The organism is Pseudomonas sp. BF-R-26 (genome assembly GCF_019947395.1).
In the GTDB taxonomy this organism is placed as follows: Bacteria; Pseudomonadota; Gammaproteobacteria; order Pseudomonadales; family Pseudomonadaceae; genus Aquipseudomonas; species Aquipseudomonas farris.
On sequence record NZ_JAGYGK010000008.1, the window covers coordinates 84,180 to 107,598 of the forward strand.

General features: G+C 59.2%; 20 protein-coding genes. 11 read left to right on the forward strand and 9 right to left on the reverse strand.

The genetic code is table 11. The annotated features are described in order from the left end of the window. The first annotated feature begins 11 nt into the window (after positions 1–11). Complete coding sequence (locus KGB18_RS13560) at positions 12–1,019, forward strand: glutathione S-transferase family protein (RefSeq protein WP_201060919.1); 1,008 nt, start codon at positions 12–14, stop codon at positions 1,017–1,019. A gap of 125 nt (positions 1,020–1,144) precedes the next feature. Here the strand turns inward: KGB18_RS13560 and cysG are convergent, their stop codons facing one another. From cysG to KGB18_RS13590, 6 genes are all read right to left on the reverse strand, one after another. Then, positions 1,145–2,539 (reverse strand): siroheme synthase CysG, encoded by a 1,395-nt coding sequence (cysG, locus tag KGB18_RS13565; RefSeq protein WP_223570103.1) that lies wholly within the window; start codon positions 2,537–2,539, stop codon positions 1,145–1,147. Then, a complete protein-coding gene (gene serS, locus KGB18_RS13570) occupies positions 2,540–3,820 on the reverse strand; it encodes a serine--tRNA ligase (RefSeq protein ID WP_050682726.1) in 1,281 nt (426 codons plus the stop codon). 15 nt (positions 3,821–3,835) lie between these two features. Beyond that, complete coding sequence (crcB, locus tag KGB18_RS13575; RefSeq protein WP_052967900.1) at positions 3,836–4,210, reverse strand: fluoride efflux transporter CrcB; 375 nt, start codon at positions 4,208–4,210, stop codon at positions 3,836–3,838. Next, positions 4,210–5,532, reverse strand: a complete 1,323-nt coding sequence (locus KGB18_RS13580) for a replication-associated recombination protein A (protein ID WP_223570104.1) — start codon at positions 5,530–5,532, stop codon at positions 4,210–4,212. Before KGB18_RS13580 ends, crcB begins: the two co-directional genes overlap by 1 nt. Positions 5,533–5,745: 213 nt before the next feature. Then, positions 5,746–6,369, reverse strand: coding sequence for an outer membrane lipoprotein chaperone LolA (gene lolA, locus KGB18_RS13585; RefSeq protein WP_007904916.1), 624 nt, complete (start codon positions 6,367–6,369; stop codon positions 5,746–5,748). Between the two features lie 68 nt (positions 6,370–6,437). After that, the gene (locus KGB18_RS13590; protein WP_223570105.1) at positions 6,438–8,843 is read right to left on the reverse strand and encodes a DNA translocase FtsK; all 2,406 of its coding nucleotides are present in this window, start codon (positions 8,841–8,843) and stop codon (positions 6,438–6,440) included. A 306-nt stretch (positions 8,844–9,149) separates the two neighbouring features. On the opposite strand from KGB18_RS13590, the gene trxB reads away from it, so the two are divergent. From trxB to infA, 4 genes are all read left to right on the forward strand, one after another. Continuing rightward, positions 9,150–10,109, forward strand: coding sequence for a thioredoxin-disulfide reductase (gene trxB / locus KGB18_RS13595; protein ID WP_123722030.1), 960 nt, complete (start codon positions 9,150–9,152; stop codon positions 10,107–10,109). 68 nt (positions 10,110–10,177) lie between these two features. Further along, positions 10,178–10,858, forward strand: a complete 681-nt coding sequence (aat, locus tag KGB18_RS13600; protein ID WP_048396933.1) for a leucyl/phenylalanyl-tRNA--protein transferase — start codon at positions 10,178–10,180, stop codon at positions 10,856–10,858. An 88-nt stretch (positions 10,859–10,946) separates the two neighbouring features. Beyond that, positions 10,947–11,654 (forward strand): arginyltransferase, encoded by a 708-nt coding sequence (locus KGB18_RS13605; RefSeq protein ID WP_008068329.1) that lies wholly within the window; start codon positions 10,947–10,949, stop codon positions 11,652–11,654. A 100-nt stretch (positions 11,655–11,754) separates the two neighbouring features. Beyond that, entirely contained in the window at positions 11,755–11,973 is a 219-nt protein-coding gene (gene infA, locus KGB18_RS13610; protein WP_002553999.1) for a translation initiation factor IF-1, read from the forward strand. Positions 11,974–12,232: 259 nt separating this feature from the next. Here the strand turns inward: infA and clpA are convergent, their stop codons facing one another. Together clpA and clpS are read right to left on the reverse strand one after the other, a co-directional pair. Continuing rightward, on the reverse strand, positions 12,233–14,503 hold the full coding sequence (clpA, locus tag KGB18_RS13615) for an ATP-dependent Clp protease ATP-binding subunit ClpA (protein WP_052967012.1): 2,271 nt from the start codon (positions 14,501–14,503) through the stop codon (positions 12,233–12,235). 30 nt (positions 14,504–14,533) lie between these two features. Next, a complete protein-coding gene (clpS, locus tag KGB18_RS13620; RefSeq protein ID WP_015094394.1) occupies positions 14,534–14,896 on the reverse strand; it encodes an ATP-dependent Clp protease adapter ClpS in 363 nt (120 codons plus the stop codon). Positions 14,897–15,120: 224 nt separating this feature from the next. On the opposite strand from clpS, the gene KGB18_RS13625 reads away from it, so the two are divergent. Further along, positions 15,121–15,402, forward strand: coding sequence for a cold shock domain-containing protein (locus KGB18_RS13625; RefSeq protein WP_123358425.1), 282 nt, complete (start codon positions 15,121–15,123; stop codon positions 15,400–15,402). 59 nt (positions 15,403–15,461) lie between these two features. Here KGB18_RS13625 and icd read toward each other — a convergent pair whose 3' ends face one another. Then, a complete protein-coding gene (icd, locus tag KGB18_RS13630; RefSeq protein ID WP_007905029.1) occupies positions 15,462–16,718 on the reverse strand; it encodes an NADP-dependent isocitrate dehydrogenase in 1,257 nt (418 codons plus the stop codon). A 493-nt stretch (positions 16,719–17,211) separates the two neighbouring features. Between icd and KGB18_RS13635 the strand changes: the two genes are divergently transcribed. The 5 genes from KGB18_RS13635 to purB all read left to right on the forward strand — a co-directional run bounded on the left by KGB18_RS13635 (position 17,212) and on the right by purB (position 23,407). Continuing rightward, entirely contained in the window at positions 17,212–19,437 is a 2,226-nt protein-coding gene (locus KGB18_RS13635; protein ID WP_223570106.1) for an NADP-dependent isocitrate dehydrogenase, read from the forward strand. A 212-nt stretch (positions 19,438–19,649) separates the two neighbouring features. After that, the gene (locus KGB18_RS13640) at positions 19,650–20,096 is read left to right on the forward strand and encodes an NUDIX hydrolase (RefSeq protein ID WP_223570107.1); all 447 of its coding nucleotides are present in this window, start codon (positions 19,650–19,652) and stop codon (positions 20,094–20,096) included. Between the two features lie 59 nt (positions 20,097–20,155). Next, positions 20,156–21,289, forward strand: a complete 1,134-nt coding sequence (mnmA, locus tag KGB18_RS13645) for a tRNA 2-thiouridine(34) synthase MnmA (RefSeq protein ID WP_201060924.1) — start codon at positions 20,156–20,158, stop codon at positions 21,287–21,289. Beyond that, positions 21,286–21,909: a high frequency lysogenization protein HflD gene (gene hflD, locus KGB18_RS13650; protein WP_223570108.1), complete on the forward strand. Its 624-nt coding sequence runs from the start codon at positions 21,286–21,288 to the stop codon at positions 21,907–21,909. The genes mnmA and hflD overlap by 4 nt, the downstream gene beginning before the upstream one ends. Positions 21,910–22,036: 127 nt before the next feature. Then, complete coding sequence (gene purB / locus KGB18_RS13655) at positions 22,037–23,407, forward strand: adenylosuccinate lyase (protein WP_123358343.1); 1,371 nt, start codon at positions 22,037–22,039, stop codon at positions 23,405–23,407. Positions 23,408–23,419 lie beyond the last annotated feature (12 nt).

A 23,419-nucleotide genomic window follows, 5' to 3' on the forward strand; every position in this document is an offset into this window, starting at 1 on the left:
GAGTTTTGAACATGGGTTTGTTAGTCGAAGGTCGCTGGCAGGATCAGTGGTACGAAAGCAGCAAGGACGGCACGTTCCAGCGTGAACAGGCACAACGTCGCAACTGGCTGACCGCCGACGGCAAGCCAGGCCCGACCGGTGTCGGTGGTTTTGCCGCCGACGCTGGTCGTTATCACCTCTACGTATCCCTCGCCTGCCCGTGGGCCCATCGCACGTTGATCCTGCGTAAGCTCAAAGGGTTGGAAAACCTGATCGATGTGTCGGTGGTCAGCTGGTTGATGCTGGAAAACGGCTGGACCTTTGACAAGAGCCTGGGCTCGACCGGCGACAAGCTTGATCACTTCAATTTCATGCACCAGCGCTACACCGCCGATACCGCTAACTACACCGGCCGCGTCACTGTGCCGGTGCTCTGGGACAAACAGACAAATCGCATCGTCAACAATGAGTCGGCGGAGATCATCCGCATGTTCAACAGCGCTTTTGATGAATTGACCGGCAACGACCTGGACTTCTACCCGGCGCCATTGCGGGCCGAGATCGATGCGCTGAACGAGCGGATTTATCCAGCGGTGAATAACGGCGTCTATCGCGCCGGGTTTGCTACGTCGCAGCAGGCTTATGAAGAAGCGTTCGACGAACTGTTTGGTGAGCTGGATCGGCTGGAGCAATTGCTGGGCGCGAATCGGTACCTGACGGGTGAATACCTGACGGAAGCGGATATTCGGCTGTTCACTACGATGATTCGCTTCGATGCGGTGTACTTCGGGCACTTCAAGTGCAACCTGCGACGGATTGCCGATTATCCGAATCTGTCGAACTGGCTACGGGAGATTTATCAGTGGCCGGGGATTGCGGAGACGGTGAGTTTTGAGCACATCAAGAATCACTACTACGGTAGCCACAAGACCATCAATCCGACCGGGATCGTGCCTAAAGGGCCTGCGCAGGATTTCACTGCGGCTCATGATCGGGCGCGGTTGAATGGGAAAGGGGTTTGGCGCAAGGCCGAGCTCTGATCTGAAGCAAGGGGCCTCATCGCGGGCAAGCCCGCTCCCACAGGTTATATGGTGAAGCTGCAATCTTTTGCATCACACAAATCCCTGTGGGAGCGGGCTTGCCCGCGATGGAGGCGACTCGGTCTCTAGACCTGCGCCTGAGCCCCCTCAAACCACGCCAATTTCTCGCGCAGTTGCACCACTTCCCCAACAATGACCAGCGTCGGCGCATGCACTTCATGCTCCGCCACCAGCCGTGGAAGGTCGGCCAGGGTGCCGGTAAACACCCGCTGATTGACCGTGGTGCCCTGCTGGATCAACGCCGCCGGGGTATCGGCCGCGCGACCGTGCTTGATCAACTGCTCGCAGATGATCGGCAGGCCCACCAACCCCATGTAAAACACCAGGGTTTGCGCCGGCGCGACCAGGTCGGCCCACGGCAAATCGGTGGAACCGTCCTTGAGATGCCCGGTGACGAACCGCACCGACTGCGCGTAATCACGGTGAGTCAGCGGAATCCCGGCATACGCCGCGCAACCGCTGGCTGCAGTAATGCCCGGCACCACCTGAAACGGAATGCCATGGGCCGCCAGCTCTTCGATCTCTTCACCGCCACGCCCGAAGATAAACGGATCGCCGCCCTTCAAACGCACCACGCGCTTGCCGGCCTTGGCCAGATCCACCAGATGCTGGTTGATCTGTTCCTGAGGCACGGCGTGATCGGCGCGACGCTTGCCAACGTAGACCCGCTCGGCATCGCGACGGCACAAATCCAGAATCGCCGGCGCCACCAGACGGTCATACAGCACCACGTCGGCTTGCTGCATCAGGCGCAAGGCGCGGAAGGTCAACAGGTCCGGGTCACCCGGCCCGGCGCCCACCAGATAAACCTCGCCGGTAGCGACAGGGGCTTCGCCATTGATTTTCGCCAGCATCAAGCGCTCGGCCTCAGCGCCCTGCCCGGCCAATTGCCGGTCGGCAATCGGGCCCTGGAATACATCCTCCCAGAACGCCCGGCGCTGCTGCACATCCGGAAACAGGCCTTTGACCTGAGTGCGGAAACGCGCTGCCAGACCGGCCAGTTGACCGTAGGTGGAAGGAATCCAGGTTTCCAGCTTGGCGCGAATCAACCGCGCCAGCACCGGCGCATCGCCGCCGCTGGACACCGCAATGATCAATGGGGAACGGTCGACGATCGCCGGGAAGATCACGCTACACAGGGCCGGCGCGTCCACCACGTTGACCGGCACGCAACGCCAATGGGCATCGGCGGAGACTTGCGCGTTCAGCGGTTCGTCGTCGGTGGCGGCGATAATCAGCCCGCAACCGTCCAGATCCGTTTCGGCGTAGCCACGCAACAGGCACTCGCCACCGCTGCCAACCACAAGCTCGCGCAGTTGCGGTTCGATTTCAGGTGCGACCACCCGCAGCAGCGCACCGGCTTCGGCCAGCAGGCGGGATTTGCGCAAGGCAATCTCCCCTCCGCCGACGACCAATACACGACTGCCGCGAAGGTTATGAAACAGCGGCAGATAGTCCATTTAGCCGATGACCTCAAGGCCACCCATGTACGGCTTGAGCACTTCAGGCACACGGATCGAACCGTCGGCCTGCTGGTAGTTCTCAAGCACCGCCACCAGGGTACGACCGACCGCCAGGCCGGAACCGTTCAGGGTGTGAACCAGCTCAGGCTTGCCGGTTTCCGGGTTGCGGAAACGCGCTTGCATGCGGCGGGCCTGGAAGTCGCCACAGTTGGAGCACGACGAAATTTCGCGGTATTTGTCCTGGCTCGGAATCCACACTTCCAGGTCGTAGGTCTTGACCGCGCTGAAGCCCATGTCGCCCGTGCACAGAGCCAGGGTGCGATACGGCAACTCCAGCAGTTGCAGGACTTTTTCGGCGTTGGCAGTCAGGCCTTCCAGCGCTTCCATCGAGGTCGATGGCTCAACGATCTGGACCATCTCGACCTTGTCGAACTGGTGCTGACGGATCATGCCGCGAGTGTCGCGACCCGATGCACCGGCCTCGCTGCGGAAGCACGGCGTGTGCGCCACGAACTTGATCGGCAGCAATTTCGAATCGACGATCTCGCCAGCAACGATGTTGGTCAGCGACACTTCAGCGGTCGGGATCAGGTACAGATCGGCTTCGCCTTCGCGGCTGATCTTGAACAGGTCTTCTTCGAACTTCGGCAACTGACCGGTGCCCTGCAACGCAGGCGCCTGCACCAGGTACGGGGTGTAAGCCTCTTCGTAACCGTGTTCGTTGATGTGCAGGTTGATCATGAACTGTGCCAGCGCACGGTGCAGACGGGCGATCGGGCCGCGCAGCAGGGCGAAACGGGCGCCGGACAACTTGGCGGCGGTTTCGAAGTCCAGCCAGCCGAACTTCTCGCCCAGGGCCACGTGGTCCTGAACCGGGAAATCGAAGGCTTTAGGCGTGCCCCAGCGGCGCACTTCAACGTTGCCTTCTTCGTCATCGCCGACCGGCACCGATTCGTGCGGCAGGTTTGGAATGCCCAGCAGGATCGAATCCAGCTCGGTCTGGATCGCGTCCAGCTCGACTTTACCGGCGCTCAACTCACCCGCCATGCGCTCGACGTCCGCCATCAACGGCGCGATGTCTTCGCCGCGCTGCTTGGCCTGACCGATGGACTTGGAGCGCGCGTTACGTTCAGCCTGCAGTGCCTCGGTACGGGTCTGGACGGTCTTGCGCTGTTCTTCCAGCGCTTCGATGCGCGCAACATCCAGCGTGTAGCCACGGGATGCCAGGCGGTCCGCTACGTCCTGAAGGTTGCTACGTAACAGTTTGGAATCGAGCATGTCGGTTTCTCGTTATCAAAGTTTGGTCAAGGACAGGCCAGCCCAGGTGGCGAGCAGCCCGCCGAATACGCTGATGGCCGCATAGCCCAGGGCCAGCGGCACTTGCCCGGTTTCCAGCAGGCGCACCGTATCCAGTGAAAAGGATGAAAAAGTCGTCAGCCCCCCGAGGAAGCCGATCATCAACCCGGCGCGCACCTCTATCGGTACTTCCGGGCGTGTCAAAAACAGACCGTATAGAACGCCGATCAGCAAACAGCCCACGATATTAACGGCCAGCGTCGCGGTATAGAAGTGCCGCGGCCAATTCGCGTTGATCCAGTTACCGGTGGCGAAGCGCAATAACGTACCGGCGACACCGCCGACAGAAACGGCAACGATCAATGGAATCACTATTTTCTCCGCTGCCGTGGGCTTAGACGATCAAGCTGCGCGAGGTGGTTAAGCTTTTCGCCGATCTTCAGCTCCAGGCCACGGGGCACTGGTTGATAAAACCGTTGCGGTTCGAGCTCGTCCGGGAAGTAGTCTTCGCCCGCAGCATAGGCATCTGGTTCATCGTGGGCATAACGGTACTCGTCACCATAGCCCAATTGCTTCATCAACTTCGTCGGCGCGTTGCGCAAGTGCAGCGGCACTTCGAGCGAACCGTGTTCGGTGGCGCTGCGCATCGCGGCTTTGAAGCCCATGTACACCGCATTGCTTTTCGGCGCGCAGGCCAGATAGGTAATTGCCTGGGCCACCGCCAATTCACCTTCAGGGCTGCCGAGGCGCTCCTGCACTTCCCACGCCGCCAGGCACAGGCTGAGAGCGCGAGGGTCGGCGTTGCCGATGTCTTCGCTGGCCATGCGCACCACGCGCCGGGCCAGGTACAGCGGGTCGCAACCGCCGTCGATCATCCGCGCAAACCAATACAGCGCGCCATCGGGATTGGAGCCGCGCACCGATTTATGCAGCGCGGAGATCTGGTCGAAGAAGGCTTCGCCGCCCTTGTCGAAGCGTCGACGGGTATCCCCGAGCAGACTTTGCAGCAGATCGACGCCGATTTCGCTGTTGTCTTCGGCCAGGTCCGAGGCGTTTTCCAGCAGATTGAGCAGACGCCGGCCATCGCCATCGGCGGCGGACAACAGCATCTGGAAACCCTCATCGCTGAGGGTCAGTTGCCGCTTGCCCAATCCACGCTCTTCAGTCAGCGCGCGATGCACCAGCTTGCGCAGGGCTGCTTCGTCGAGGCTTTTGAGCACATAGACGCGCGCCCGGGACAGGAGTGCGTTATTGAGTTCGAACGAGGGGTTTTCGGTGGTCGCGCCGATGAAAATCAGCGTGCCGTCTTCAACGTACGGCAGGAACGCATCCTGCTGGGACTTGTTGAAGCGATGCACTTCATCGACGAACAGGATCGTGCGTTTACCGTACTGCCCGGCCTGTTGCTTGGCGACTTCCACCGCCTGGCGGATTTCCTTTACGCCGGCCAGTACCGCCGAAACCGTTTCGAAGTGCGCATCGGAGACTTCCGCGAGCAGCCGCGCCAACGTGGTTTTACCCACCCCCGGCGGCCCCCAGAAAATCATCGAATGCAGGGCACCCTGCTCCAGCGCTTCGCGCAAAGGCTTGCCGCGAGCGAGCACGTGTTCCTGACCGACGTACTCGTCCAGATTGGTCGCACGCAAACGGGCGGCCAAGGGCTGAGCAATCGGGGCGCTGCGAAACAGGTCCATCACTACTTATGAAACCTCGGGTTATTACTTAACGCTGAAGTCTGGTGAATACCCTGTGGCGAGGGGGCTTGCCCCCGTTCGGCTGCGAAGCAGTCGTAAAACCATCGCATGCGGAGTAGTTGATACACCGCGATTGCAGTTTTGGGGCCGCTTCGCGACCCAACGGGGGCAAGCCCCCTCGCCACACAAGCCCGCTCCCACAGGTTATGCGTCTTACTCTTGAATCACGTCCGCCCCTTTAGGGATGTCGAACTTGAACTTGGACGCAGGAATCGGCTCATTGGCCTTCACGCCAGTAAACAGGATATTGGTGCGCTGACCGACGCTGTCAATCAGCTGCATGTCATTGACCAGACCGTTGCGGAACGACAGACGCAGGCTGTCGAACAGGGTGTCTTTGGTTTTCGGCTTCAGAGTGAAGTCGATCACGCCGCCGGCTTCCTTGGCGCTGATGTCGAAGCTCTGGCTGATCTTGGACACGTCACCGGACAACAGCAGCGCAGGAGTCTGGGTCAGGCGCTGGTCGAGGGTCTTGATGGTCACCTGCTCCAGATCCGGGTCCCACAGGGAAACCTTCTTGCCATCGGACACCATCAGCTGCTCTTGCGGCGCATCGGTGTGCCAGTAGAACAGGCCCGGGCGCTGCAAGGACATTTGACCGGCGGTTTCCTGCAACTGGGTGCCACTGCCATCGAGGGTCAGCTGGGAGAAACGCGCGGTCAGGGTCTGGGATTTTTCCAGCAGTTGAGTCAGGCGCGCCACGTCCTTGTCATCGGCGTGGGCCGAGAGCGTGGTCAAAGCCAGTACCGGCAGCAACAGCATGCGGATAAGACGCATGGGAGTCCTCATAAACATTCGTGGGAGTGCGGGCGGCGTCTCAAGACACCGCCCCTTTCAAAACCGGATCAGTCGCGCACCGGGCCAGGGGCCAGGACTTCACGCGAACCGTTGGTGTTCATGGACGTCACGACCCCAGCCATCTCCATGGCTTCGATCATGCGCGCCGCGCGGTTGTAGCCGATTTTCAGCTTGCGCTGAACCGCGGAGATGGACGCGCGACGGCTTTCCAGTACGAACTGCACCGCTTCGTCGTAGAGCGCATCGGTTTCAGCATCATCGTCACCGCCACCGCCGCCGTTTTCAAAGCCGCTACCGGGCTCTTCGACACCAGCAAGGATGTCATCGTTGTATTCCGGCGCGCCGCGCAGTTTCCAGGCTTCAACCACCCGGTGAACCTCGTCGTCGGACACGAACGCGCCGTGAACACGAATCGGCAGACTGGTGCCCGGTGGCATGTACAACATATCACCGTGGCCCAGCAGTTGTTCGGCGCCGCCCTGGTCGATGATGGTCCGCGAATCGATCTTGCTCGATACCTGGAACGCCATACGGGTCGGAATGTTCGCCTTGATCAGACCGGTGATCACGTCCACCGACGGACGCTGGGTCGCGAGGATCAAGTGGATACCGGCCGCACGGGCCTTCTGGGCGATACGGGCGATCAGCTCTTCAACCTTCTTGCCGACGATCATCATCATGTCGGCGAATTCGTCGACGACCACGACAATGGTCGGCAGTTTTTGCAGCAGTGGCGCTTCGTCGTGGATGCTTTCGCGCTTGTACAGCGGATCGCTCAACGGCTCGCCGGCGTCCTGGGCTTCCTTGACCTTGGCGTTAAAGCCCGACAGGTTACGCACGCCCATCTTCGCCATCAGCTTGTAGCGCCGTTCCATCTCGGCGACGCTCCAGCGCAAGGCGTTGGCGGCGTCCTTCATGTCAGTGACCACCGGGCACAGCAGGTGCGGAATGCCTTCGTAGATCGACAGTTCAAGCATTTTCGGGTCGATCATGATCAGTTTGGCGTCTTCCGGGCCAGACTTGAACAGAATCGACAGGATCATCGCGTTCACACCCACCGACTTACCGGAACCGGTCGTACCGGCCACCAGCAAGTGCGGCATTTTCGCCAGGTCGGTGATGACCGGCTTGCCGCCGATATCATGACCCAGGGCCAAGGTGACCGGGGACTTGAAGTTATCGTACTCGGGGGTCGACAAGACCTCGGAGAACCGCACGATCTGCCGGTCTTCGTTAGGGATCTCGATACCGACCGTGGTCTTGCCCGGAATCACTTCCACGACACGCACACTGGTCACGGCCAGGGAACGGGCCAGGTCTTTCGCCAGGTTGGAGATGCGGCTGACTTTGACGCCGGCTGCAGGCTGGATTTCGTAACGGGTAATTACCGGGCCCGGGTGAATCGAATCCACCGAGACTTCGACGCCGAATTCCTTAAGCTTGATTTCCAGCAAGTGGCCGACGGCCGCCAGGGATTCAGGCGAATAATTGAGTTGTTTCTTTTCCGCAGGGTCGAGAATCGAGATCGGCGGCAAGGTGCCTTCCACGGCGCTGTCGACGAACAACGGCGCCTGTTTCTCTTTTTCCACACGCTTGCTGGGCGCGGCAGGTTTGGGCGGAGCCGGGGCAATCACCGGCGGTACCTGTTTCTCGCGCTCGGACATGTGCTTGCTCAGGGCCTGCTCGCGCTCGATCAGGCGCTCCTTGACCTTGGCCTGCTCGCGCTTGTCGGTGACGGTCGGCGCGACCACGTCATGCACGCGATCGTCGACTTCACGCAGTTGGGCGACCAGTTGCTTGCGCTCCATACGGGCCACCCACCAGCGATTGGCCGCGCCCTGGAACAGTTCGAACAGATCAAGGGTGATCTTGCCGGTGACGTCCATCACCTTGAACCACGACAGGTCGGTGAACACTGTCAGGCCGAACAGGAACAGCGCGATGAACAACAACGTGCTGCCCTGGATGTTCAGCGCGTTCCGGGCCAGATCGCCGAGGCTTTCGCCCAAAGCGCCGCCCGCGCCAGCCGGCAGACCGGTCGCCGCATGGAAATGGATGTGGGCCAGCGCTGCACCCGACAGGACCAGAAATACCAGGCCGATCAGGCGCCAGGAGAACAACCAGCCGCTCCACTGCCACGGCTCGTGGCGCTGGCGGAAGATCTGATACGCCTTGATCGCCAGCAGCAACGGGAAAATGTAGGCGAAGTAACCCAGGACCATGAACAGGATGTCGGCGCTGTAAGAGCCGGCAGGCCCGCCGAAGTTCTGCACATCGTCGATCTTGCTGTTATGGCTCCAGCCAGGATCGTCTTTGCCGTAGGTCAACAAAGCCATCATCAGGAACAGGCACAAGGCGCCGATGGCGATCAATGCACCTTCCTTGAGCCGGTAGTGCAATTGCTGGCGCCAGAGCGGGACGACTGTTTTAGGTGCTGCGGTGGATTTCTTCAAAACGCTTCTTTTCCTGCGCCCATGGCGCGTCCATCTGTTGAATGACTATAAAAACTGCCCAATCCAGGCAGGTAAAAAAGTTAACAGGCGCAACTGGGACTACTTTTAACACTGCGCCCCGGTTTTTCGAAATACGGCACGCACCGCTTTTTTGATACAAACACTGTTACAAGCGAGCATTGTACGGGTTTGTTCACCCGATGCCATGCTTGAGACCCTTGGGTGCAGCATAGCCAACAGCACAGTACGCGCGGTCCAATTTGAGCATGCATTCTCTTTTGTGACAAAGGCTTATGAGGTGTTTTTATGACTGAAGCGAAGCATTCCCGCCTGATCATTCTGGGTTCCGGCCCTGCCGGTTACAGCGCAGCCGTTTATGCCGCTCGCGCCAACCTCAAACCCGTGGTCATCACCGGCATACAGGCAGGTGGCCAGCTGACCACCACCGTCGAAGTCGACAACTGGCCCGGCGACGTCGAAGGCCTGACCGGCCCGGTACTGATGGAACGCATGCAAAAACACGCCGAACGCTTCGACACAGAGATCGTTTACGACCACATCCATACGGCCAAGTTGCAACAGCACCCGTTCGAGCTCATCGGCGACAGCGGCACCTACACCTGCGATGCGCTGATTATCGCCACCGGCGCTTCGGCCCAATACCTGGGGCTGCCATCGGAAGAAGCCTTCGCCGGCAAAGGGGTTTCGGCCTGTGCCACTTGCGATGGCTTCTTTTACCGCAACCAGGTGGTCGCGGTGGTCGGCGGAGGTAACACGGCCGTTGAAGAAGCACTGTACCTGTCGAACATCGCCAAGGAAGTCCACCTGATTCACCGTCGCGACAAACTGCGCTCGGAGAAGATCCTCCAGGACAAACTCTTCGAAAAAGCCGCCAACGGCAATATCCGCCTGCACTGGAACCAGAATCTGGACGAAGTACTGGGCGATGCCAGCGGCGTGACCGGTGCCCGCCTGCGGCACAGCCATACGGGCGAAACCAATGAATTGCCGCTGGCCGGCGTATTCATCGCCATCGGCCACAAACCCAACACCGATCTGTTTCAGGGCCAGCTGAAAATGCGTGACGGCTACCTGTTGGTCAAGGGCGGCAGCGAAGGTGACGCCACCGCCACCGACATCGAAGGCGTGTTCGCCGCCGGTGATGTGGCCGATCATATTTACCGCCAGGCGGTGACGTCCGCCGGGGCCGGCTGCATGGCCGCGCTGGATGCCGAGAAGTATCTCGATGACATCCCCACCGTTTGACGGTTAACCTCCTACAAGGCGGGCTCAACGGCCCGCTACCGCCCTCCCCTTCTGCAAGCCCGGATGCCATGCTGACTTGGTTACAACGCAACACCCTGACCTTCCCGCCGCTGGAAAAAGCCATGCGCGACCCCAACGGGCTGCTGGCCGCGGGTGGCGATTTGTCCGCCGATCGTCTGATCCAGGCCTATCGTCACGGCTGCTTTCCGTGGTTTTCGGAGGGCCAGCCGATTCTCTGGTGGTCGCCGGATCCGCGCACGGTACTGTTTCCCGACGAACTGCATGTCTCCCGCAGCTTGAACAAACTGCTGCGCCAACAGCGCTATCAAGTGACCTTCGATCGGGATTTTGCCGCGGTCATCCGCGCCTGCGCCGCACCGCGCGAGTACGCTGACGGCACCTGGATCACCCAAGCGATGCAGGACGCCTATGTCGAACTGCACAGGCGTGGTTACGCCCACTCGGTGGAGGTCTGGGACGATGGCGTGCTGGTCGGCGGGCTCTACGGCCTGGCTATGGGGCAGTTGTTTTTTGGCGAGTCGATGTTCAGCCGCGCCGACAACGCCTCCAAATATGGCTTCGCCACACTGGTGCGACACCTGAAAGACTCAGGTTTTGTGCTGATCGACTGCCAGATGCCTACCGATCATCTGCACAGTTTGGGCGCCCGAGCGATTCCCCGCCGCGAATTTGCCGGCTACCTTGCGCGGCACCTGGATCAACCGGGCTGCTCCAACTGGGTTTGCTGAGCGACTTTTGCGCGCGTGGCTTACACTTAATGCGGGGAAACGAATTGAGAGCGCCCCCCTAATCAAAAGCTTATCCCGAGGGTTGATCATGACCGAGTTGGCGCGTTTGAAGTTCTATGCCACTCAGCCCCACTCTTGCAGTTATCTGCCCGAGGAGCAGGCCACCACGCTGTTCCTCGACCCTAGCCAGCCCATGGATGTGCATGTCTATGCAGATCTGTCGGAAATGGGTTTTCGTCGCAGTGGCGATCATCTCTACCGGCCCCATTGCCAGCATTGCAATGCGTGCGTACCGGCGCGCATTCCTGTGGCGCAATTTACCCCCAACCGTCAGCAGAAACGCATTGTCAAACGCAATGCCGACTTGCAGGTGCGTCCGGCCAGACCAAAGTTCAGCGAAGAGTATTTCGACCTCTATCAGCGCTACATCGAACAACGTCACGCCGATGGCGATATGTATCCGCCGAGCCGCGACCAGTTTTCGACCTTCCTGGTGCGTGACCTGCCGTTCTCCCGCTTCTACGAATTCCGTCTCGAAGGCCGACTGCTGGCAGTGGCCGTCACTGACTTGCTGCCCAACGGTCTGTCGGCTGTCTACACCTTCTACGAGCCCGGCGAGGAGCGTCGCAGCCTGGGGCGTTACGCGATTCTCTGGCAGATCGGCGAAGCCCGGCGCCTGGGGCTGGAAGCGGTCTATCTCGGCTACTGGATCAAAAACTGCAAAAAAATGAGCTACAAGACCCAATATCGCCCTATCGAACTGCTGATTAATCAGCGTTGGGTCATCCTGAGCTAGAACCCCTTGGCTTAAACCCCATTTTTCGGGCACAATGCACGCCGCTTTTGCCTGGCGCAGTTGCACCGGGCCATTCATTGGACACCGAGGGCTTTACTGCATGTCGAAAGAAGACAGCTTCGAAATGGAAGGCACTGTCGTCGACACCCTGCCCAACACCATGTTTCGTGTGGAGTTGGAAAATGGGCACGTCGTAACCGCGCATATCTCCGGCAAGATGCGCAAGAACTACATCCGTATTCTTACCGGCGACAAAGTGCGCGTCGAGCTGACGCCCTATGACTTGAGCAAAGGGCGCATCACCTACCGCGCTCGCTAATCAAGTCAATACAAAACGCCCGGCTATGCCGGGCGTTTTTGTTTGTGTGGAAATTAGCTGCCACATTTCGAACCGTTGCACAGATCCTGTGGGAGCGGGCTTGCCCGCGATAGCGGTGGGTCTGCTTGCCTGGATGCTGAATGTGCCGCCGCCTTCGCGGGCAAGCCCGCTCCCACAGGGTTTTGTGTTTATCGCTTGAAATCGACCAGACAGCAAAAAGGCGCCAATCGGCGCCTTTTTACTTTGTTGCGGTTTAACGTCAGGCCATTTCAGCCGTGGTCTCGAACTCGAAGGTCAGCTCGCCGTCCTTGATGTCGATGTGTACCACACCGCCATGTTCGGCCAGTTCGCCAAAGAGGATCTCTTCGGCCAGTGGACGCTTGATCTTGTCCTGGATCAAACGCGCCATTGGACGAGCGCCCATTGCCGAGTCGTAACCACCGGCCGCCAGCCAGCTGCGAGCAGCGTCGGTGACTTCCAGCAGCACACGCTTGTCTTCCAGCTGCGCCTGAAGTTCGGTGAGGAACTTGTCCACCACGCTTTTGATGACCTCATGACTGAGGCGACCAAACTGGATAATGGTGTCCAGACGGTTGCGGAATTCCGGCGTGAAGCTCTTCTTGATCACTTCCATCGCATCGGACGAGTGGTCCTGATAGGTGAAACCGATCGAAGCCCGCGCTGCAGTCTCGGCACCGGCGTTAGTCGTCATGATGACGATCACGTTACGGAAGTCCGCCTTGCGCCCGTTGTTATCGGTCAGCGTACCGTGGTCCATAACCTGCAACAGCAGGTTGAAGACTTCGGGATGCGCCTTCTCGATTTCATCGAGCAGCAGCACGCAATGAGGCTGCTTGGTGATGGCTTCGGTCAGCAGACCGCCCTGATCGAACCCGACATAGCCTGGAGGCGCACCGATCAGACGCGATACGGTGTGGCGCTCCATGTACTCGGACATGTCGAAGCGAACCAGCTCGACCCCCAACGCCTTGGCCAGTTGCCGCGCGGCCTCGGTTTTACCAACACCGGTCGGCCCTGCGAACAGGAACGAACCGACGGGCTTGTCAGGCGACTTGAGGCCGGCACGGGACAGTTTGATCGCGGTCGACAGCGAGTCGATCGCCGCATCCTGGCCAAATACCGTGAGTTTCAGGTCACGCTCAAGGTTACGCAGCAGCTCTTTGTCGGAACTGGTGACGTGCTTAGGCGGAATTCGCGCGATTTTCGCGACGATGTCCTCGACCTGAGCCACTTCGATGCGCTTCACGCGTTTCTCGATCGGTTGCAGACGCTGATAGGCGCCCGCCTCGTCGATAACGTCGATGGCCTTGTCCGGCATGTGCCGGTCATTGATGTAACGCGAGGCCAGTTCAGCAGCGGCGCGCAGGGCTTCATCGCTGTATTCGATGTTGTGGTGCGCTTCGAAACGCCCTTTCAGGCCACGCAGGATGCCAATGGTGTCTTCCACCGAAGGTTCCGACACATCGACCTTCTGGAAGCGCCGAGCCAGAGCACGGTCCTTCTCGAAGATCCCGCGGAATTCCTGGAACGTGGTCGAACCGATGCAGCGAATGTCGCCCGAAGACAGCAATGGCTTGAGCAGGTTCGAAGCATCCATGACGCCACCGGACGCAGCGCCCGCACCAATGATGGTGTGGATTTCGTCGATGAACAGGATCGCCTGCGGACGTTTTTTCAGCTCATTGAGCAGCGCCTTGAAGCGCTTCTCGAAATCGCCGCGGTATTTGGTCCCGGCCAGCAAAGCCCCCAGATCGAGGGAATACACCACGCTGTTGGCCAGCAGATCCGGCACCTGGTTGTCGACAATGCGCTTGGCCAGGCCTTCGGCAATCGCGGTTTTACCCACTCCCGCCTCGCCCACCAGCAGCGGATTGTTTTTGCGACGACGCGCGAGGATCTGCGCGACGCGCTCGACTTCCAGCTCACGGCCTACCAACGGATCGATACGACCCTGGCGCGCGAGTTCGTTGAGGTTGCTGGCATAAGCATCCAGAGGATTGCCTGAAGAGGAAGACTCACCGCCCTCGTCGTCCTGCATATCTTGTTCACCTTCAGAGTGATCGCCATGCCCCGGCACTTTGGAAATGCCATGGGCGATGTAGTTGACGACATCGATGCGCGCAACGCTCTGCTGTTTCAGCAGAAACACTGCCTGACTCTCTTGCTCACTGAAGATTGCGACCAGCACGTTAGCGCCAGTCACTTCGCGTTTGCCCGAGCTCTGTACGTGAAAGACAGCACGTTGCAGTACACGCTGGAAGCCCAGGGTTGGCTGGGTTTCACGATCCTCGTCATGAAGAGGGATCAATGGCGTGGTGGAGTCGATGAACTCCTGCAGGTCATGCTTGAGTTTGTCGAGGTTTGCGCCGCAGGCACGCAAAACGGTGGCGGCAGCCTCATTATCCAATAGGGCCAGCAGAAGGTGCTCGACGGTCATGAATTCATGACGCTTCGAACGAGCCTCCTTGAAGGCAAGATTGAGGGTGACTTCGAGCTCGCGGTTTAACATAGCTTCACCTCATACCCAAGTGGTCGGCGATTAACCGTCCTTCTCGATTTCACAGAGTAGCGGATGCTGGCTTTCCCTGGCGTACTGGTTGACCTGCATGGCCTTGGTCTCGGCGATGTCGCGGGTAAACACTCCACATACTGCCCGTCCTTCTGTGTGGACGGCCAGCATGACCTTGGTCGCCAGCTCGCGATTCAGGTTAAAAAACACCTCGAGCACTTCGACGACGAAATCCATCGGTGTGTAGTCATCGTTGAACAAAACCACCTTGTACATCGGTGGCGCCTGTAAAGCAGGCTTAGCCTCCTGAACAGCAATGCCTGCGGAATCGTCGTCGTGTAAATCAGGGCGATCCTGATTGAATGTTAGTCGAATCTGGCTGATTGCATGCATGGAAAGAAAGGTTCGTCAGTTGTGCAAATACAGTGGTGGGGGCGGTTATGAACGTTTTCAACTCCGACTGCCCGGTCACCTTGACTATCGGAAAATCGGTGTTACAACCAATAGAGCCCACAGTGGGTAAAAAAGGTCCGCGGAGTCAATCTTATTTGCAGATTAGACTGCGGATTAACTGGATGATACTCCAGTGATGGAGTCTGTTGCAGAGGGATATGGGTATGGCTGTCGGTAAGGTGAAATGGTTCAACAATGCCAAGGGGTTCGGTTTCATTAACACCGACGCCAGAGAAGGTCGTGACGAGGATGGCAAGGATATCGATTTCTTTGCCCACTATTCGGCTATTGAAATGGATGGATACAAAACCCTCAAGGCTGGGCAAATTGTTAGCTTTGAGATCATCCAGGGCCCCAAAGGGCTGCATGCAGTAAAGATCGCATCTGCCACCTCCCCGAACGAACAGAGCGCCACTGCCACCCGGCAAGAAACAGTGTCGAGCTGACGCAGCTCGTCATCCAGTCATAAAAAAACCGCCCGAAGGCGGTTTTTTTATCAGCTGGTTTACATGTGCGAGATCAGCGCATCACCAAACGCGGAAGAGGACAGCAGTTTCGCGCCCTCCATCAGACGTTCGAAGTCATAGGTCACGGTTTTCGCGGAGATCGCGCCGTTGGTGCCTTTGATGATCAGGTCGGCCGCTTCGGTCCAGCCCATGTGACGCAGCATCATTTCGGCGGACAGGATCAACGAACCCGGGTTGACCTGGTCCTTGCCGGCGTATTTCGGCGCAGTCCCGTGGGTCGCTTCGAACATGGCCACGGTGTCGGACAGGTTGGCACCCGGCGCGATACCGATACCACCCACTTCGGCCGCCAGGGCATCGGAGAGGTAGTCGCCATTGAGGTTCAGGGTCGCAATTACATCGTACTCGGCCGGGCGCAGCAGGATCTGCTGGAGCATGGCGTCGGCGATGGCGTCCTTGACGATGACGTTCTTGCCGGTTTTCGGGTTCTTGAACTGCATCCACGGACCGCCGTCGAGCAGGGTCGCGCCGAATTCTTCAGCGGCCACTTCGTAGGCCCATTCCTTGAAGGCACCTTCGGTGAACTTCATGATGTTGCCTTTGTGCACGATGGTCAGCGAGTCGCGGTCGTTGTCGACCACATACTGCAGAGCCTTGCGCGCCAGACGCTTGGTGCCTTCCAGGGAAACCGGCTTGACGCCGATACCGCAGTTTTCGTCGAAACGGATCTTGGTGACGCCCATTTCTTCTTTAAGGAACTTGATGACCTTGGTCGCTTCCGGCGAACCGGCTTTCCATTCGATACCGGCATAAATGTCTTCCGAGTTTTCACGGAAGATGGTCATGTCGACATCGCCTGGCTTCTTGACCGGGCTAGGTACGCCTTCGAACCAGCGCACCGGGCGCAGGCAGACATACAGGTCGAGTTGCTGACGCAGGGCCACGTTCAGCGAACGGATGCCGCCGCCGACCGGCGTGGTCAGAGGGCCCTTGATGGAAACCACGTAATCCTTGACCGCGTCCAGGGTTTCCTGAGGCAGCCAGGTGTCCTGATCGTAAACCTGAGTCGCTTTCTCCCCGGCGTAGACTTCCATCCAGGAAATTTTGCGCTCGCCGCCGTAAGCCTTCTTAACAGCAGCATCGACAACCTTGATCATGACCGGGCTGATATCAACGCCAATACCATCGCCTTCAATGAAGGGGATGATCGGGTTGTTAGGAACATTGAGAGAATGGTCCGCGTTGACGGTGATTTTGTCGCCGACGGCTGGAACCTGAATCTTCTTGTATCCCATGCTGTACTCCATTGTTTGGATTGAACATCTGGCTGCGTTCGAGCGTACCCCAGTTAAATCGGCGCGCAAACCCTATGTTCTGACCATCTGCCGCAAAGCTGCGCAGTTCGCGACGTACAAGCCTGAAAGCAAAGGGAAAAGCGCCAAACTCAAGCACGGCGAACGACTCTACGCCCCACACCGGCCTGCGACCTTTAGACCAATGGACGAAAAACGTTGCATATGAACCATCGGCAGATTGCCAGCTACCTATGTATAATGCCGCCGCTGACCACAGAGTCACGACGGCCGACCGCTCTATCACAAGACGTTGGGCCCGAATAAGCCGGATTGCTACCGCAGTCCACCCGCTTGACGCTCGACTGATGCACCCAACATCACCGCGAAGAAACCTCGACATTCGGCTCATGGATGACTTTGAACGAACGCGCTTACCCGGCGCCCCTCGAGTTTCTGCGCACGCTTTAGCAAAGAAGAGAGAGTTAATCCGAATATGCCCACCCGCTCGAAGATCATCTATACCTTCACCGACGAAGCCCCAGCCCTCGCCACCTATTCACTGTTGCCTATCGTAGAGGCTTTCACCGCCTCGGCTGATATCGCCGTTGAAACCCGCGATATCTCTCTTGCAGGGCGCATTCTGGCCAGCTTCCCCGAGCAATTGGGTGACAAAGCCGTAGCCGACCACCTCGCCGAACTGGGCGACCTGGCCGTTACGCCTGAAGCCAACATCATCAAGCTGCCGAACATCAGCGCTTCGGTTCCACAACTGCAGGCCGCGATCAAAGAGCTGCAAGCCCAAGGCTTCGCACTGCCGGACTACCCGGAAACCGTGACCAGCGATGCCGACAAGCTCGCCAAGTCGCGTTACGACAAGATCAAGGGCAGCGCCGTGAACCCGGTTCTGCGCGAAGGTAACTCTGATCGTCGCGCACCGCTGTCGGTCAAGAACTACGCGCGCAAGCACCCGCACAAAATGGGCGCATGGGCCAAAGACTCCAAGTCCCACGTCGCTCACATGAGCACCGGCGATTTCTACGGCAGCGAAAAAGCCGCCCTGATCGACGCCGCTGACGCCGTCAAAATCGAACTGATCGCTCAAGACGGCACCACCACCGTCCTGAAAGAAAAAACCACCGTGCAAGCCGGTGAGATCCTCGATTGCGCCGTTCTGAGCAAAAAAGCGCTGCGCAGCTTCATCGCGGCCGAGATCGAAGACGCCAAAGCCAAAGGCGTGCTGCTGTCGGTTCACCTGAAAGCCACCATGATGAAGGTCTCCGACCCGATCATGTTCGGCCAGATCGTTGCCGAGTTCTATAAAGACGCACTGGCCAAGCACGCTGACGTGCTGGCACAGATCGGCTTCAACCTGAACAACGGCATCGGCGACCTGTACGCTCGCATCAAAGCCCTACCGGCTGAGCAACAAGCGCAGATCGAAGCGGACATCCAGGCGGTCTACGCCGTTCGTCCATCGTTGGCCATGGTCAACTCCGACAAAGGCATCACCAACCTGCACGTGCCGAGCGACGTCATCGTCGACGCCTCGATGCCGGCGATGATCCGTGACTCCGGCAAAATGTGGGGCACTGACGGCCAGCTGCACGACACCAAGGCTGTGATCCCGGATCGCTGCTACGCCACCATCTACCAGGCGGTGATCGAAGACTGCAAGCTGCACGGCGCTTTCGATCCAACCACCATGGGCAGCGTGCCAAACGTTGGCCTGATGGCGAAGAAAGCCGAAGAGTACGGCTCGCACGACAAGACCTTCCAGATCAAGGCAAACGGCGTGGTTCGGGTTTCCGACGGCGCTGGCCGCACTCTGCTGGAACAGTCGGTTGAAGCCGGCGACATCTTCCGCATGTGCCAGACCAAAGACGCGCCGATCCAGGACTGGGTCAAACTGGCCGTCAACCGTGCCCGTGCAAGCGCAACTCCAGCCATTTTCTGGCTGGACCCAATGCGCGCCCACGATGGCGTAGTGATCGAGAAAGTTCAGGCATACCTGAAGGATCACGATACTTCCGGCCTGGACATCCGCATCATGTCGCCTGTCGACGCGATGAAGTTCACCCTGGAGCGCACCCGCGAAGGCAAGGACACCATTTCGGTGACCGGCAACGTATTGCGCGACTACCTGACCGACCTGTTCCCGATCATGGAGCTGGGCACCAGCGCCAAGATGCTGTCGATCGTTCCGCTGATGAACGGCGGTGGCCTGTTCGAAACCGGCGCTGGTGGTTCGGCACCGAAGCACGTTCAGCAACTGCTGGAAGAGAACTTCCTGCGCTGGGATTCCCTGGGCGAGTTCCTGGCCCTGGCCGCTTCCCTTGAGCACTTGGGTGTTACCTACAACAACCCTAAAGCACTGGTGCTGGCCAAGACCCTGGATCAGGCCACTGGCCAGTTCCTGGACAACAACAAGTCGCCATCGCGCAAAGTCGGCAACATCGACAACCGCGGCAGCCACTTCTACCTGGCGCTGTACTGGGCTCAAGCCCTGGCCGCCCAGACCGAAGACGCTGCACTGCAAGCGCAGTTCGGCGAACTGGCCAAAACCCTGACCGAGAACGAAGCGACCATCGTTGCCGAGCTCAACGCCGTTCAGGGCAAGCCAGTGGACATCGGCGGTTACTACCACGCCAATGCCGAGCTGATCAGCAAGGCCATGCGCCCGAGCAACACCTTCAACGCCGCGATCGCTGCGCTGGTTTAAGGTTGTAAGGATGCAAAGAAGCCCCGGCCCAGTGCCGGGGTTTCTGTTTCTGGCGTTCACACATATCTATCTGCCGAAACAAAACCCTGTGGGAGCTGGCTTGCCTGCGATGGCGGTTTATCATTCAACATTGCTTTCGACTGACCCACCGCCATCGCAGGCAAGCCAGCTCCCACAGGATCGGACTTCAACATTCAAAACGAGGAAGCTTCATGGATTGGCTACCCCACATCACCGTCGCCACCATCGTCGAAGACAATGGTCGCTTTCTGATGGTCGAAGAACTCAAGCACGGAAAAACGGTGCTCAACCAACCGGCCGGCCATCTGGACCCGGACGAAACCCTGATCGACGCCGCCGTGCGCGAAACCCTCGAGGAAACCGGCTGGGACGTCGAGCCGACGGGCGTGGTGGGCATTTATCTCTACACCGCCCCGAGCAACGGCGTGACTTACCAGCGGGTCTGCTTCACCGCAAAACCGCTCAAACACCACCCGGATTATCAGCTGGATGACGGTATCGTCGGCGCAAAATGGCTGACGCGTGACGAACTGCTGCAACTGCGCGCAAACTGGCGCAGTGAGCTGATCATCCGCTGTATCGATGATTATCTGGACGGCAAACACTTCAGCCTCGAGCTGATCCGCCCTTCTCTTTAGCCTTGCGGGCTCCAGCCTGCTAGAATCGCGTCCTTTTTCAAGACACTCATTGAATCCCTATGCGTGATCCAGCCCCTTCTGACACACAAAAGAAGCGCGTCATTGTCGGTATGTCCGGCGGCGTGGACTCTTCCGTTTCCGCTCTCCTGCTGATCGAGCAGGGCTATGAGGTGGAAGGCCTGTTCATGAAGAACTGGGAAGAAGACGATGGAACGGAATACTGCACCGCCATGGATGACCTGGCGGATGCTCAGGCCGTGTGCGACAAGATTGGCATCAAGCTGCACACCGCCAACTTCGCCGCCGAGTACTGGGACAACGTGTTCGAACACTTCCTGGCCGAATACAAGGCCGGTCGCACGCCGAACCCGGACATCCTCTGCAACCGCGAAATCAAGTTCAAGGCGTTCCTCGACTACGCCATGATGCTCGGCGCCGACCTGATCGCCACCGGCCACTACGTGCGCCGCCGCGACATCGATGGCCGCACCGAACTGCTCAAGGGCCTGGACCCGAACAAGGACCAGAGCTACTTCCTGCACGCCGTCGGCGGTGAACAGATCGCCAAGACTCTGTTCCCGGTCGGCGAGCTGGAAAAACCCGAAGTGCGCGCGATTGCCGAGAAACACGACCTGGCCACCGCAAAGAAAAAGGATTCCACAGGAATCTGCTTTATCGGCGAACGCCGCTTCAGCGACTTCCTCAAGCAGTACCTGCCGGCCCAGCCAGGCGAGATCAAGACCACCGAAGGCGAAGTCATCGGCCGTCACCACGGCTTGATGTATCACACCATTGGCCAGCGTCAGGGCCTGGGCATCGGCGGCTTGAAAGACGCCGGTGACGAGCCGTGGTACGTGCTGATCAAGGACCTGGAACACAACGAGCTGATCGTTGGCCAGGGCAATGATCACCCTTATCTGTTCTCCCGCGCCCTGCTCGCCTCGGACATCTATTGGGTCAACCCGATCGATTTGACCGAGCCGCGCAAGCTGACCGCCAAAGTGCGTTATCGCCAAAGCGACCAACCTTGCACGCTGGAAAAGACCGCCACCGGCTACCGCGCGACCTTCGATGACCCGCAACGCGCGGTCACCCCAGGCCAATCCGTGGTGTTCTACGACGGTGAAATCTGCCTCGGCGGCGGCGTGATCGAAGTGGCCGAACCCTGGACCAGCAAGGGTCAGCGCTCATGAACCCGACTCAGGAGCAACTGACGGCCCTGGGCGGCGTGTTTCTCGCCGCCGTACTGGTCGACAAGATCGCCAAGAGCGGCCAGACCAACGAAGCCGGCCTGACCTGCATGCTCGGCAGCCTGCTGATTCGCGACCCCAAGGACACGCTGGAAGTCTATGGCGGTGACGACATCAACTTGCGTGAAGGCTACCGCGCGTTAATCGGTGCCCTGGAGCGCGACCCCAGCACCCTTCAGCGCGAACCGCTGCGCTATGCCCTGTCAATGCTGGGGCTGGAGCGTCAATTGGCCAAGCGCGAAGACATGCTGGAAGTGATCGGCAAGCGTTTGCCACAGATCCAGTCGCAGGTCGAACACTTCGGCCCGGCTCATGAAAACGTAATCGCCGCCTGCGGTGCGCTGTATCAGGACACCCTGAGCACCCTGCGCCAACGGATTCAGGTGCATGGCGACATGCGCAACCTGCAACAACCGAGCAATGCTTCGAAAATTCGCGCGCTGCTGCTGGCCGGGATCCGTTCAGCACGCCTGTGGCGGCAGTTGGGCGGTCATCGCTGGCAGTTGGTGATCAGCCGGCGCAAGTTGCTTAAAGAGCTTTACCCGCTGATGCGCAGCAGCTGAACCGCGCCTGCAATACCGCTTTGTAGTCAGTAACGCGTAATACGCCGGTCAGTTGGCAACGGACCGGCGGATTTTTTCATGTATGATACGCGCCCCATTTCGTTGCCCGACTGTCCGAGAACACCCCATGCAGCTCTCTTCGCTCACTGCGGTTTCCCCTGTTGACGGCCGCTACGCCGGCAAAACCCAGGCCCTGCGCCCAATTTTCAGCGAATACGGTCTGATCCGTGCTCGCGTTCTGGTTGAAGTGCGTTGGCTCCAGCGCCTGGCCGCTCACCCTGCCATTAGCGAAGTGCCGGCGTTCTCCGCCGAAGCCAACGCTGTGTTGAACACCCTGGCGGAAAACTTCTCTCTGGAGCACGCCGAGCGTGTCAAAGAGATCGAGCGCACCACCAACCACGACGTCAAAGCCATTGAGTACCTGCTCAAAGAGCAAGCGGCCAAGCTGCCAGAACTGGCTGCCGTCAGCGAATTCATCCACTTTGCCTGCACCAGCGAGGACATCAACAACCTGTCCCACGCCTTGATGCTGCGCGAAGGCCGTGATGATGTGATGCTGCCGCTGATGCGCCAGACTAGCGACGCCATCCGCGAGCTGGCCATCCGTTTCGCTGACGTGCCGATGCTGTCGCGTACCCACGGTCAACCGGCCTCGCCGACCACCCTGGGCAAAGAGCTGGCGAACGTGGTTTACCGTCTGGAGCGTCAGATCGCTCAAGTCGCCGCCGTTCCGCTGCTGGGCAAAATCAACGGCGCTGTCGGCAACTACAACGCTCACCTGTCGGCCTACCCTGAGATCGACTGGGAAGCCAACGCCCGCGCCTTCATCGAAGACGAGCTGGGCCTGGGCTTCAACCCGTACACCACGCAGATCGAACCGCACGACTACATCGCCGAGCTGTTCGACGCGATCGCGCGCTTCAACACCATCCTGATCGACTTCGACCGCGACATCTGGGGCTACATCTCCCTGGGTTATTTCAAACAGCGCACCATCGCCGGCGAAATCGGTTCGTCGACCATGCCGCACAAGGTCAACCCGATCGACTTCGAAAACTCCGAAGGCAACCTGGGTATCGCCAACGCACTGTTCCAGCACCTGGCGAGCAAGCTGCCGATCTCCCGCTGGCAGCGTGACCTGACCGACTCAACCGTACTGCGCAACCTCGGTGTCGGCTTCGCCCACAGCGTGATCGCGTACGAAGCCAGCCTCAAAGGCATCAGCAAACTGGAGCTCAACGCTCAGAAAATCGCTGCTGACCTGGACGCGTGCTGGGAAGTATTGGCCGAGCCAATCCAGACAGTGATGCGTCGCTACAACATCGAAAACCCGTACGAAAAACTGAAAGAGTTGACCCGTGGCAAGGGCATCAGCCCTGAAGCACTGCAAACTTTCATCGACGGCCTGGACATGCCAGCCGCCGCCAAGGCCGAGCTGAAATTGCTCACCCCGGCGAACTATATCGGTAACGCTGTAGAGCAAGCCAAACGCATCTGATCGACCGCTTTA